This is a genomic window from Pseudomonas sp. B6001, from assembly GCF_013386015.1.
In the GTDB taxonomy this organism is placed as follows: domain Bacteria; phylum Pseudomonadota; class Gammaproteobacteria; order Pseudomonadales; family Pseudomonadaceae; genus Aquipseudomonas.
Genome location: NZ_JACAOX010000031.1, coordinates 1 through 13,173 on the forward strand (window position 1 = coordinate 1; position 13,173 = coordinate 13,173).

The 13,173-nt window shown below is 62.0% G+C and carries 12 protein-coding genes; 10 read left to right on the forward strand and 2 right to left on the reverse strand.

Annotation, left to right across the window (positions count from 1 at the left end):
- Window positions 1-198: 198 nt before the first annotated feature.
- The gene (locus HX821_RS26820; RefSeq protein WP_003219836.1) at window positions 199-1,674 is read right to left on the reverse strand and encodes an inorganic phosphate transporter; all 1,476 of its coding nucleotides are present in this window, start codon (window positions 1,672-1,674) and stop codon (window positions 199-201) included.
- 310 nt (window positions 1,675-1,984) lie between these two features.
- Window positions 1,985-2,185 (reverse strand): hypothetical protein, encoded by a 201-nt coding sequence (locus HX821_RS26825; protein ID WP_003219834.1) that lies wholly within the window; start codon window positions 2,183-2,185, stop codon window positions 1,985-1,987.
- A 667-nt stretch (window positions 2,186-2,852) separates the two neighbouring features.
- On the opposite strand from HX821_RS26825, the gene pcaR reads away from it, so the two are divergent.
- The 10 genes from pcaR (at window position 2,853) to pcaD (ending at window position 13,169) form a co-directional block, all read left to right on the forward strand.
- On the forward strand, window positions 2,853-3,695 hold the full coding sequence (pcaR, locus tag HX821_RS26830; protein ID WP_003219833.1) for a pca regulon transcriptional regulator PcaR: 843 nt from the start codon (window positions 2,853-2,855) through the stop codon (window positions 3,693-3,695).
- Between the two features lie 148 nt (window positions 3,696-3,843).
- Window positions 3,844-5,190 (forward strand): MFS transporter, encoded by a 1,347-nt coding sequence (locus HX821_RS26835; RefSeq protein ID WP_003219832.1) that lies wholly within the window; start codon window positions 3,844-3,846, stop codon window positions 5,188-5,190.
- 147 nt (window positions 5,191-5,337) lie between these two features.
- The gene (locus HX821_RS26840; RefSeq protein ID WP_177036905.1) at window positions 5,338-6,195 is read left to right on the forward strand and encodes a CoA transferase subunit A; all 858 of its coding nucleotides are present in this window, start codon (window positions 5,338-5,340) and stop codon (window positions 6,193-6,195) included.
- Window positions 6,192-6,974 carry a CoA-transferase subunit beta gene (locus HX821_RS26845; protein ID WP_172834582.1) on the forward strand — a complete coding sequence of 261 codons (783 nt, stop codon included), beginning with the start codon at window positions 6,192-6,194 and terminating at the stop codon, window positions 6,972-6,974. The genes HX821_RS26840 and HX821_RS26845 overlap by 4 nt, the downstream gene beginning before the upstream one ends.
- Complete coding sequence (gene pcaF / locus HX821_RS26850; RefSeq protein ID WP_177036915.1) at window positions 6,971-8,176, forward strand: 3-oxoadipyl-CoA thiolase; 1,206 nt, start codon at window positions 6,971-6,973, stop codon at window positions 8,174-8,176. Before HX821_RS26845 ends, pcaF begins: the two co-directional genes overlap by 4 nt.
- A gap of 28 nt (window positions 8,177-8,204) precedes the next feature.
- Window positions 8,205-8,909 (forward strand): protocatechuate 3,4-dioxygenase subunit beta, encoded by a 705-nt coding sequence (gene pcaH / locus HX821_RS26855; protein WP_003219824.1) that lies wholly within the window; start codon window positions 8,205-8,207, stop codon window positions 8,907-8,909.
- A gap of 1 nt (window position 8,910) precedes the next feature.
- Window positions 8,911-9,477 carry a protocatechuate 3,4-dioxygenase subunit alpha gene (gene pcaG, locus HX821_RS26860; RefSeq protein ID WP_177036907.1) on the forward strand — a complete coding sequence of 189 codons (567 nt, stop codon included), beginning with the start codon at window positions 8,911-8,913 and terminating at the stop codon, window positions 9,475-9,477.
- Window positions 9,478-9,657: 180 nt separating this feature from the next.
- A complete protein-coding gene (locus HX821_RS26865) occupies window positions 9,658-10,953 on the forward strand; it encodes an MFS family transporter (RefSeq protein WP_003219818.1) in 1,296 nt (431 codons plus the stop codon).
- A gap of 49 nt (window positions 10,954-11,002) precedes the next feature.
- Window positions 11,003-12,367, forward strand: a complete 1,365-nt coding sequence (locus HX821_RS26870; protein WP_008431146.1) for a 3-carboxy-cis,cis-muconate cycloisomerase — start codon at window positions 11,003-11,005, stop codon at window positions 12,365-12,367.
- A gap of 10 nt (window positions 12,368-12,377) precedes the next feature.
- Entirely contained in the window at window positions 12,378-13,169 is a 792-nt protein-coding gene (gene pcaD / locus HX821_RS26875; RefSeq protein ID WP_003219815.1) for a 3-oxoadipate enol-lactonase, read from the forward strand.
- The last annotated feature ends 4 nt before the right edge of the window (window positions 13,170-13,173 follow it).

Genomic DNA, 13,173 nt, shown 5'->3' on the forward strand with positions numbered 1-13,173 from the left:
GGCACACCGAGCCTAGGCGAGGTGCCGAGTGGTGGGGCAAGAGCGTTTTGCTTACTTTTGCGCTCTTCAAAAGTGAGCCGCTGTAAGAGCGGAACCAATAGTCGCCGTTACCTAAATAACGGATATACACCCAAACCCCAGCCATAAAAAAAGGCACGACCCTCACAGGTCGCACCCTCTTCACAAGCCCAAGAGCTGTCAGCTACCCAAAGCCTTGGAAGCCAACCAGAACAACCCGGCCGAAAGGCCCACAGTCGCCGGCAGCGTCAACACCCAAGCCATCAGAATGGTCTTGACGGTGCCACCTTGCAGCCCGCTCTTGTTAGCCACCATGGTCCCCGCCACACCCGAAGACAACACATGGGTCGTGGAAACCGGCAAGCTGAAGATATTGGCCAGGCCAATCATGCTGGCCGTGGTGATCTGCGCCGACATACCCTGGGCATACGTCATGCCCTGCTTGCCGATCTTCTCACCAATGGTCAGCACCACACGCTTCCAGCCCACCATGGTGCCCAGGCCCAAGGCCAGTGCCACCGCCAGGATCACCCAGAACGGCGCGTACTCGGTGGTCGCCGTCAGGTCCTTGCGCAACTTGTCCAGGTCCGACTTCTCACGCGCATCCAGGCCTGGCAACTTGCCCACCTTCTTCGCGGTGTCATCCAGGCACAACAGATAACGACGCACTTCAATCCGGTGCTCGGCGGTCAACGAATGGTAGTCAGAGACACCTTTCAAGGTCCCCAGCAGGGCGTTGATCGTCGGTTCAGTCTGCTGCGGATTGCACTGGAACTTGCCCGGCAAATCGTCTTTCACGCTTTTGCCCAGGGCCAGGAACTCACCGAGGGTTTCTTGATTGCGCTGGTAGAACTGATTCAAGTGCAGCGTGGCGTCGCGGGTGCGCTCGATCTGGTAAGTGGTGCTGCCCAGGTCCAGTACGAACTGCGCCGGCACGATACCGATCAGTACCAGCATGATCAGGCCAATACCTTTCTGCCCGTCGTTGGAGCCGTGCACGAAGCTCACGGCCATCGCCGAAATCACCAGGACCAGGCGGTTCCAGAACGGCGGGTGCTTCTTGTCGTCGAGCTTGCGGCGCTGGTCCGGTGTCTTGTGCATCTTCGACAGCGGGCGCCACCATTTCAGGCCCAGCAGCACCAGGGCGGCAACCACGAAACCAGCCATCGGCGAGAACACCAGCGAAGCGCCGATATCGATCGCTTTCTGCCAGTTGACGCCGTCAGCCAGGGGAATGTCGTTGATCAGGGCGTTGGCCAGGCCGACACCGAGGATCGAACCGATCAGGGTGTGGGAACTGGACGCCGGGATCCCGAAATACCAGGTGCCGAGGTTCCAGGTGATCGCCGCTGCCAATAATGAGAAGACCATGGCCAGACCGTGGCCGGTGTTCACATTGATCAGCAACTCCACCGGCAGCAGGTGCACGATGGCATACGCAACACCGACCCCACCGAGCAACACGCCGAGGAAGTTGAACACCCCGGAGAAGAACACGGCCAGATGCGGAGGCATGGCTTTGGTATAGATGACTGTGGCAACCGCGTTAGCGGTGTCATGAAAGCCATTGATGAACTCGAAGGCGAGGACAAAGGCCAGGGCGAGCAACAGGCTCACTAGAACCCAAGCATCCAGTCCGCTGAATAAATCGATCATGAAGGTTTTCTGACCCGGTCGTAAGGGGGCGCGATTATGCCAGAAAACATCGGTAATCAATGCACTAGCTGCTCATCGGTAACATTCTTCAACGAAAAAAAATGGGGGGGAGGCGTGCATCCCGGTGTTTTCGGGGCTTTGGCAAGTGATTGATTTATATGGAGGATCCATCAAATTCGCGGGATAAAGCGCCGGAAGGGAATAACTGAAACAATCGTATGAAATTTCGCTAAGGCCACATAACGGGCTTCCCTCCACCAGCGTGGTACTGGCAGAGAGATGGCACCTTTGGAAGCTCAACCCGAAACGCTTATGGCTCTTCGGCTTTGAGGTCCTGTTCAATCTTTTGGATTTCCTGGGCAAAGGCCTGGTCGAGCAGGCTGGCTCGTTTGCGCCATGGCTTGCGTTCAGGTTCTGGCTGGGCGGCGTAGGTGGTGACTTCCCCGCCGTAAACATCCTTGTAACGTTGTTCCTGGCGCTCAAGTTCCGCGCGCAGTTCGTCTTTCGTCACATTGTTACCTAATTGAGTTGAGTTTGATTCCGGCGAAACGCGATGCCGGGAAGTCGCCCCCGGTATACCGTCAATCTGAAGATCAGCGTGGAAAGGTATACAGGAAAAACCACTTCTTTATTGCACGCGGCCACGATACCGGAGAAGAGCAGTTGTCGTAGCAACAGTTTTCTTGTCACAGCCACAAGCAGTTGGCAGGCATTCGAAATGTGTGTCAGGTACTTGCGGCGGAGCCTGCACGCAGCCGGTGCACGACTGGGTGAAATCTATCCTCGGGGTCAGGCGAGGCTGGCTCCTGCACAGGATGCATTATAGCCACGCGCTTGAATAACACTATCGCCAACAAGTTAAAAATCGTCAACTTTGTGTGAGGGTTTTGTTACGCAGGTGTGTGGGGTATTTGCTGAACTATTGGCGCCATAAATCGTGCAATGTTCTACAGGCGTTAATCAACCTTAACTTCTCTCGTACATCAGTCGATTCTGAAAGGCACTCAAATGGATGTAGAGGGGTTCCGGCACCGGTCGGCGGTGACAAATTGCGATAATCGAATGACCGTCCGATAATCGCCCAATGTTGGTTGCCCTGCCTTGTGCAGCCATTGCACGGCGGCTTGTAATAGCGGTCACCCTCCCGCAGCGGTTAAAAATAAGAGAAAGGACCCCAAATGAACGATCAATTGCGCAACTCCTTCGCATCAGTGGCGCCGCCGATCGTTGCGTCACCGGCCAAGCGCATCCAGGCGTTTACCGGTGATCCGGATTTCATGACCTCCCTGGCCCGCGGCCTGGCCGTGGTGCAGGCATTCCAGGAGCGCAAGCGCCACCTGACCATCGCCCAGATCAGCCACCGCACGGAAATCCCCCGCGCTGCCGTACGCCGTTGCCTGCATACCCTGATCAAACTCGGCTACGCCACCACCGACGGGCGTACCTATTCGCTGTTGCCCAAGGTGCTGACCCTCGGCCACGCTTACCTGTCGTCCACGCCCCTGGCCGTTTCGGCGCAGCCGTATCTGGACCGCATGAGCGAGCAGCTCCACGAGGCGTGTAACATGGCAACCCTGGAAGGTGATGACATCCTCTACATTGCCCGCTCCGCCACCACCCAACGCCTGATTTCCGTCGACCTTTCCGTGGGCGGCCGTCTCCCGGCCTACTGCACCTCCATGGGCCGTATCCTGCTGGCGGCGCTGGATGACGCCTCGCTGCAGGACTACCTCGACCACGCCGACCTGCAAACCAAGACCAGCCGCACCCTCACCACCCCGCAAGCCTTGCTCGAATGCCTGCAGGAAGTGCGGCAACAAGGCTGGTGCATTGTCGACCAGGAACTGGAGCAAGGGCTGCGTTCCATCGCCGTGCCGGTGTACGACGCTTCGGGCCAGGTCCTGGCGGCACTGAACGTCAGCACCCATGCCGGGCGGGTCAGCCGCAGCGAGCTGGAGCAGCGTTTCCTGCCGAGCATGCTCAGTGCCAGCCAGGAGCTGAGTGCGCAGCTGTTTGCGTAAGCTGTTCGGTGACCGCACAGATCCCGGCTGGATGAATTGACGGTGTTTCCCAAGGCTTATTAATGTGCGGCAGCGCTTCAAGGCGCCGCCCCAATAATAATGACGACTCAAGGTCGTTCGCCCGCCCATCGGTGTGGAAATAAAAATAATGAATCAGCCTTCACCTGCTGTCGGTACTTGTCTGGACGTTCAGTCCTTCATCAACGCCCAGCCGCTGTCGCGGTATCAGTGGCGAGTGGTGATCCTGTGTTTTCTCATCGTCTTCCTCGACGGCCTCGACACTGCCGCCATGGGCTTCATCGCACCGGCGCTGTCCCAGGACTGGGGCATCGACCGCGCCAGCCTCGGCCCGGTAATGAGTGCCGCGTTGATCGGCATGGTCTTCGGCGCCCTGGGCTCCGGCCCACTCGCCGACCGCTTCGGGCGCAAGGTGGTGCTGGTGGGGGCGGTGCTGGTGTTTGGGGCCTTCAGCCTGGCCTCGGCCTACAGCAGCAACGTCGATCAACTGCTGATCCTGCGCTTCCTCACCGGTCTCGGCCTGGGCGCCGGCATGCCGAACGCCACGACACTGCTCTCCGAATACACCCCGGAACGCCATAAGTCCCTGCTGGTGACCAGCATGTTCTGCGGCTTCAACCTGGGCATGGCCGGTGGCGGGTTTATCTCGGCCAAGCTGATCCCGGCGTATGGCTGGCACAGCCTGCTGATGATCGGCGGCCTGTTGCCGCTGATCCTCGCGGTGGTGCTGCTGTTCTGGCTGCCGGAGTCGGCGCGTTACCTGGTGGTGCGCAATCGCGGCACCGACAAGGTGCGCAAGACCCTGGCGCCTATCGAGCCGGGCATCGTCGCCCAGGCCTCGAGCTTCAGCGTGCCCGAACAGAAAACCGTCAAGGCGCGCAACGTGTTCGCGGTGATCTTCTCCGGCACCTACAGCGCCGGCACCTTGCTGTTGTGGCTGACGTATTTCATGGGCCTGGTGATTGTCTACCTGCTGACCAGTTGGCTGCCGACCCTGATGCGCGACAGCGGCGCCAGCATGGAACAGGCCGCGTTTATCGGCGCGTTGTTCCAGTTTGGCGGCGTATTGAGTGCGGTCGGCGTGGGCTGGGCGATGGACCGGTTCAATCCCCACAAGGTCATCGGCACTTTCTACCTGCTGGCCGGGGTGTTTGCCTACGCGGTGGGGCAGAGCCTGGGCAATATCACGCTGCTGGCGACTCTGGTGTTGATTGCCGGCATGTGTGTCAACGGTGCGCAGTCGGCGATGCCGTCGCTGGCCGCACGTTTCTACCCGACCCAGGGCCGCGCCACGGGCGTGTCGTGGATGCTCGGCATCGGCCGCTTTGGCGCGATCCTCGGGGCGTGGATGGGCGCGACCTTGCTGGGCCTGGGCTGGAACTTCGAACAGGTGCTGACCGCCCTGGTGATCCCGGCGGCATTGGCCACCACCGCGGTGGTGATCAAGGGCATGGTCAGCCATGCCGACGCTACCTGAAACGGACCGATAGCAAGACAACAATCCGTTCGATAATCGAACACTCAGTCGATTATCGGATTGTTTGGCCCCGACCCCCGGCTTAATCTTCAAGCACTTCGGCGCTGCCTCCAGCGCCTTTTTCGATCGATACCGGGAGCCCACCCCATGGCTGAAATCCTTTCGCTGGCTGATGCGGTAAAGCAGTTCGTGAATGACGGCGACACCGTTGCACTCGAAGGCTTTACTCACCTGATCCCTACGGCGGCAGGTCATGAAATCATTCGTCAGGGCAAGAAAGACCTGACGCTGGTGCGCATGACGCCTGACCTGATCTACGACCAGTTGATCGGCGCCGGCTGTGCACGCAAGCTGATTTTCTCCTGGGGCGGCAACCCGGGCGTGGGTTCACTGCATCGCCTGCGGGACGCCGTTGAAAAGCAATGGCCGCAACCGCTGGAGATCGAAGAGCACAGCCACGCCGACCTGGCCAATGCCTACGTCGCCGGTGCCTCCGGCCTGCCATTCGCGGTGTTGCGCGCCTACGCCGGCTCCGACCTGCCCAAGGTCAACCCGCTGATCAAGACCGTGACCTGCCCCTTCACCGGTGAAGTACTGGCGGCCGTGCCGTCGGTGCGCCCGGACATCACCGTGATCCACGCGCAAAAGGCTGACCGCAAGGGCAACGTGCTGCTGTGGGGCATCCTCGGGGTGCAGAAGGAAGCGGCCCTGGCGGCCAAGCGCTGCATCGTTACCGTTGAAGAAATCGTCGACGACCTCAACGCGCCGATGAACGCCTGCGTGCTGCCGACCTGGGCCCTGACTGCCGTGTGCCATGTGCCGGGTGGCGCGCATCCGTCCTACGCCCACGGTTACACCGAACGTGACAACCGTTTCTACCAGGCCTGGGACCCCATCTCCCGGGACCGTGAGACGTTTACTGCGTGGATCAACGAATACATCCACGGCACCGCCAATTTCAGTGAATTCCAGGCCAAGCTGGCCACCGCGCAGGAGGCCAAATAATGGCTTACTCGACCAACGAAATGATGACCGTCGCCGCCGCGCGCCGCCTGAAGAACGGTTCGGTGTGCTTCGTCGGCATCGGCCTTCCCTCCAAGGCTGCCAACCTGGCGCGCCTGACGTCGTCGCCGGATGTGGTGCTGATCTACGAGTCCGGCCCGATTGGCGCCAAGCCTTCGGTGCTGCCGCTGTCCATCGGTGACGGCGAGCTGGCTGAAACCGCTGACACCGTGGTGCCGACCGGTGAGATTTTTCGCTACTGGCTGCAGGGCGGGCGCATTGACGTCGGCTTCCTCGGCGCGGCCCAGGTCGACCGTTTCGGCAATATCAACACCACCGTGGTCGGTGACTACCACCAGCCCAAAGTGCGCCTGCCAGGTGCCGGTGGCGCGCCGGAGATCGCCGGCTCCGCGAAGAGCGTGCTGATCATCCTCAAGCAGTCGGCTCGTTCGTTTGTCGACAAGCTGGACTTCATCACTTCGGTCGGTCACGGCGAAGGCGGTGACTCGCGCAAACGCCTGGGTCTGCCAGGCGCCGGTCCTGTAGGGATTATTACCGACCTGTGCATCATGGAGCCGGAGGAGGGCAGCCACGAATTTGTCGTCACCGCCCTGCACCCCGGCGTGACCCGTGAGCAAGTAGTGGCCGCCACCGGTTGGGCGATTCGTTTTGCCGACCAGGTGACTACCAGCGCCGAACCCACCGAGATTGAACTGACTGCCCTGCGCGACCTTGAGGCACGCACCGCTGCCGCCCACGGCCAAGCCCCCGGAGAAGCCTGATGCGCGACGTATTTATCTGTGACGCCATTCGTACCCCCATCGGCCGTTTTGGCGGTGGCTTGTCCACCGTGCGCGCCGATGACCTGGCGGCACTGCCGATCAAGGCGCTGATGGAGCGCAACCCGTCGGTGGAGTGGAGCGCTGTGGACGAAGTGTTCCTCGGCTGCGCCAACCAGGCCGGCGAAGACAACCGCAACGTGGCGCGCATGGCGGCATTGCTGGCCGGCCTGCCGGAGAGCATTCCCGGCGTTACCCTGAACCGCCTGTGCGCTTCGGGCATGGACGCGATCGGCACGGCCTTCCGCGCCATCGCCAGCGGCGAGATGGAACTGGCGATTGCCGGTGGCGTCGAGTCGATGTCCCGCGCGCCGTTCGTGATGGGCAAGGCCGATGCGGCGTTCTCGCGCAACATGAAGCTGGAAGACACCACCATCGGCTGGCGCTTTATCAATCCGTTGATGAAGGCCCAGTACGGCGTCGACCCGATGCCGCAAACCGCTGACAACGTGGCCGACGACTATAAAGTCTCCCGCGCCGACCAGGACGCCTTCGCCCTGCGCAGCCAGCAACGTACGGCCGCTGCACAGGCCGCCGGTTTCTTCGCCGAAGAAATCGTACCGGTGCGTGTCGCCCACAAAAAAGGCGAAACCGTGGTCGAGCACGACGAGCATCCGCGGGCCGATACCACCCTGGAAGCCCTGGCCAAACTCAAGCCGGTCAACGGCCCGGACAAGACCGTCACCGCAGGCAACGCCTCTGGTGTGAACGATGGTGCCGCCGCGCTGATTCTGGCCTCTGCTGAAGCCGTCAAAAAACACGGCCTGACCGCCCGCGCCCGGGTGCTGGGCATGGCCAGCGCCGGTGTGGCGCCGCGTGTGATGGGCATCGGCCCGGTGCCGGCGGTGCGCAAACTGGTGGAGCGCCTGGGCCTGGCGGTAACTGATTTCGATGTGATCGAACTCAACGAAGCCTTCGCCAGCCAGGGCCTGGCCGTGCTGCGTGAACTGGGGATTGCCGACGACGCACCGCAGGTCAACCCGAACGGCGGCGCGATTGCCCTTGGCCATCCGCTGGGCATGAGCGGTGCGCGCCTGGTACTGACCGCGCTGCATCAGCTGGAAAAAACCGGTGGCAGCAAAGGCCTGGCGACCATGTGCGTCGGTGTGGGCCAAGGCCTGGCCCTGGCGATCGAACGCGTTTGAGACCCACAAGAATAAAGAGGATTGCTCCATGAGTGACAAGCCCGGATACCGGCGCCCGCAAGCGGGTACTCAGCCTGATTACCTGCACCCGGCCTACCAGTCGACGAACCTGCGTTCGCCGTCCAAGCCGTTGGTGTTCCTGCCCCATTCCTTGTCGGAAATCACCGGCCCGACCATCGGCGCCGAGCGCGTCAACGAGAAGGACAACGACCTGACCGCCCAGCACGAAGGCGAGCCCCAGGGCGAACGCATCATCATTCACGGGCGCGTGCTGGATGAAAACGGCCTGCCCGTTCCCGGCATCCTCGTGGAAATCTGGCAGGCCAACGCTGCCGGCCGCTACAACCACAAGCGCGACCAGCACGACGCACCGCTGGACCCGAATTTCACCGGCACCGGGCGTACCGTCACCGACGCCGACGGCTGGTACCAGTTCCAGACCATCAAGCCCGGCGCCTACCCGTGGGGCAACCACCACAACGCGTGGCGCCCGGCGCACATCCACTTCTCGCTGTTCGGCCCGAGTGTGCTGACGCGGTTGGTGACGCAGATGTATTTCCCCGGTGACCCGCTGCTGGCCTATGACCCGATCTACAACTGCGTCCCGGACACGTCCGCCAAGGAGCGCCTGATCGCCTCGTTCGATCTGGAAAAAACCATTCCGCACTATGCCCTCGGCTACCGCTGGGACATCGTCCTGCGCGGCCGCGACGCCACGCCGATGGAGAAATGAGATGAGCCTCAACGCGACTACTTCCCACACCGTCGGGCCGTATTACCACATTGGCCTGACCTGGCTGAACCGCGAAGACCTGACCGTTGCGGCCACCCTCGGCGAGCGCGTGGCGATCACCGGGCAGGTGGTGGATGGCAATGGCGATGTGGTCAACGACGCCATGCTGGAAGTCTGGCAGGCCAATGCGGCCGGCAAGTACGACCATCCCGAGGATGAGCAGGACAAACCGGTGGACCCGAACTTCGAAGGCTTCGGCCGGGTGCCGGTGGACGCTGAAGGGCGTTTTCGCTTTACCACCATCAAGCCGGGCAGTGTGCCGGGGTTGAAGGGCACGACCCAGGCGCCGCACCTGGTGGTGCTGGTGTTTGCCCGTGGGCTGGTGAAGCACCTGCTGACGCGGATTTACTTTGACGGTGAAGCGGCGAATGGGGATGACGCGCTGCTGGCGTGTGTGCCGCGGGAGCGCCGCCGCACGTTGATCGCCAAGGCGGATGCTGCGGGTGTGTATCAGTGGAATGTGATTTTGCAGGGCACAGACGAAGAGACGGTGTTCTTCGATTATTGAGTGGGCTGCGGATCTATAGCAGGCAAGCCAGCTCCCACAGGGGAATGCATTCCAAATGTGGGAGCCGGGCTTGCCCGTGATGAGGCCGGCCCAGGCAACAAATATCCAAAAGTCTGCTTGCGGAACATGGTTGTTGCAAAGTATGTCTAGGCTATAACCGTTCCCACTGAGTGAAAAAACATGACAACAAAAACCAGCCACTACACCGGAGAAGAACGCAGCAAAAGGATTTTTGCGATTGTCGGTGCCTCTTCCGGCAACCTCGTCGAATGGTTCGACTTCTACGTCTATGCCTTCTGCGCCATCTATTTCGCCCCGGCGTTTTTCCCGTCGGACGACCCCACCGTGCAACTGCTGAACACCGCCGGCGTGTTCGCCGCCGGCTTCCTGATGCGCCCCATCGGCGGCTGGCTGTTCGGCCGGGTGGCGGATAAACACGGTCGCAAGAATTCCATGATGATCTCGGTGCTGATGATGTGCGCCGGTTCCCTGGTCATCGCCTTTTTGCCCACCTACAAAGACATCGGCGCCTGGGCCCCGGCCCTGCTGTTGGTCGCCCGGTTGTTCCAGGGCCTGTCGGTCGGCGGCGAATACGGCACCACCGCCACCTACATGAGTGAAGTCGCCCTCAAGGGCCAGCGCGGGTTCTTCGCCTCGTTCCAGTACGTGACCCTGATCGGCGGGCAACTGCTGGCAGTGTTGGTGGTGGTGATCCTGCAACAGATTCTCACCGAAGAAGAACTGCGGGCCTGGGGCTGGCGCATTCCGTTTGTGATCGGCGCCATTGCGGCGGTGATCTCGCTGTTGCTGCGTCGCACCCTGAAAGAAACCACCAGCAAGGAAATGCGTGAAGACAAGGACGCCGGTAGCATTGCCGCGCTGTTCCGCGATCACAAGGCGGCGTTTATCACCGTGCTCGGCTACACCGCCGGCGGCTCGCTGATTTTCTACACGTTCACCACCTACATGCAGAAGTACCTGGTGAACACCGCCGGGATGCACGCCAAGACCGCCAGCTACATCATGACCGGCGCGCTGTTCTTCTACATGTGCATGCAGCCGGTGTTCGGCATGCTGGCGGACAAGATTGGCCGCCGTAACTCGATGCTGTGGTTCGGCGCCCTGGGCACGCTGTGCACTGTACCCATCCTGTTGACCCTGAAAACCGTCAGCAGCCCGTTCCTGGCTTTTGTGCTGATCACCCTGGCCCTGGCCATCGTGAGCTTCTACACCTCCATCAGCGGCCTGGTGAAAGCCGAAATGTTCCCGCCACAAGTACGCGCACTGGGCGTGGGCCTGGCGTATGCGGTGGCGAACGCGATCTTCGGCGGTTCGGCGGAATATGTGGCCTTGGGGCTCAAGTCCATGGGCATGGAGAACACCTTCTACTGGTACGTCACGGCGATGATGGCGGTGGCGTTCCTGTTCAGCTTGCGCCTGCCCAAAGAGGCGGCGTATTTGCACCACGATCTGTAACCGGCTGGCGCGTGCCCGTTGCCGGGTATGCGCCACCTAGGGATGTGTTATGACGATGCGCACGAGCAACCAACTGTTCGACGCCTACTTCACCGCCAACGGCATGGCTGAAGTGTTCTGCGACCAGGGGCGTTTGCAGGGCATGCTGGATTTCGAAGCGGCGCTGGCCCGGGCCGAGGCTCAGGTCGGGTTGATCCCGCAAGCGGCCGTCGCGCCCATTGCCCAGGCGTGCCTGGCTTCTCTCTACGACGTAGATGCCCTCGGCGACGCCATCGCCACCGCAGGCAACTCTGCGATTCCGTTGGTCAAGGCCCTCGGCAAGTTGATCGCCAGCGAAGATGCCGGCGCCGAACGTTATGTGCATCTGGGCGCTACCAGCCAGGATGTGATGGACACCGGCCTGGTGCTGCAACTGCGCAGTGCGGTCGAGCTGATCGAACATGATCTGGCGCGGTTAGGGGACATTCTTGCCGCCCAGGCCCAGCGTTACGGGACAACTCCTTTGGCGGGCCGGACCTGGCTGCAGCATGCAACGCCGGTCACGCTGGGCATGAAGATCGCCGGTTGGCTCGGCGCAGTCACCCGCAACCGGCAACGTCTCAGTGAGCTGAAGCCGCGTTTGCTGGTGCTGCAATTTGGCGGTGCTTCCGGAACCCTGGCGGCCCTCGGCGAACAGGCGATGCCGGTGGCGCAAGCACTGGCCGCCGAGTTGCAGCTGGGCCTGCCGGAGCAACCCTGGCATACCCAGCGCGACCGCCTGGTGGAGTTTGCCTCGGTGCTCGGTTTGATCGCCGGCAGCCTCGGCAAGCTGGGTCGCGACATCAGCCTGCTGATGCAGACCGAAGCGGCGGAAGTGTTTGAGCCGTCGGCCCCCGGCAAGGGCGGCTCTTCGACCATGCCCCACAAGCGCAACCCGGTGGGCGCTGCCGTGCTGATCAGCGCTGCCACGCGAGTGCCCGGCCTGGTGGCAACGATGTTCAGCGCGATGCCCCAGGAACACGAACGCAGCCTGGGCCTGTGGCACGCCGAATGGGAAACCCTGCCGGAGATTTGCCGGCTGGTATCCGGTGCATTGCATCAGGCGCTGCTGGTCAGCGAAGGCCTGGAAGTCGACCCCCGGCGCATGGTCCAAAACCTTGATCTGACCCAGGGCCTGGTACTGGCCGAAGCGGTCAGCATCGTCCTCGCCCAGCGCCTGGGCCGCGAAACCGCGCACCATCTGCTGGAACAATGCTGCAAACGCGCCGTCGCCGACGGGCGCCACCTGCGGGCGGTGCTGGGGGATGAACCGCAAGTGACTGCCGAGCTTTCGGCGGCCGAACTCGATCGTCTGCTGGACCCGGCGCACTACCTGGGCCAGGCGCACACCTGGGTCACCCGGGCCGTGGCCGAACATTTTGCTTTGACTGCCTGAGGAGGCTGCTGTGGGATTTGTACAACTCGCCGATGGCGAACTGAACTACCAACTCGATGGCCCCGAAGATGCACCGGTACTGGTGCTGTCCAACTCCCTGGGCACCGACCTGCATATGTGGGACATCCAGATCGAGGCGTTCACCCAGTACTTCCGGGTGCTGCGTTTCGACACCCGCGGCCATGGCAAGTCGCTGGTCACCGAAGGCCCCTACAGCATCGAGCAGTTGGGCCGTGACGTGTTGGCGCTGCTGGATGCGTTGCAGATCGAGCGCGCGCATTTCTGCGGGTTGTCCATGGGCGGCCTGATCGGCCAGTGGCTGGGGATCAACGCGGGTGAGCGTTTGCGCCGGCTGGTGGTGTGCAACACCGCCGCGAAGATCGGCACGCCCGAGATCTGGAACCCACGCATCGAGATGGTCCTGCGCGACGGTGCGGCCGCGATGGTTGCCCTGCGTGATGCGTCAATTGCCCGCTGGTTCACCGCAGACTTCGCCGAGGCTCATCCTGACCAGGCCAAGCTGATCACCGATATGCTGGCGGCGACTGATCCCCAGGGTTATGCCGCAAACTGCGCGGCCGTGCGCGACGCGGATTTCCGCGAGCAACTGGCGTCGATCAAGGTGCCGACCCTGGTGATCGCAGGCAGCGAAGATGCGGTGACGCCGCCGGCGGGTGGGCACTTTATCCAGGCGCATGTGCAGGGCGCCGAGTATGCCGAGTTCTATGCCGCGCACTTGTCCAACGTGCAAGCCGGTGCGGCGTTCAGCGACCGTGTGCTGGAATTTCTGCTATCGCGCTGAGTAT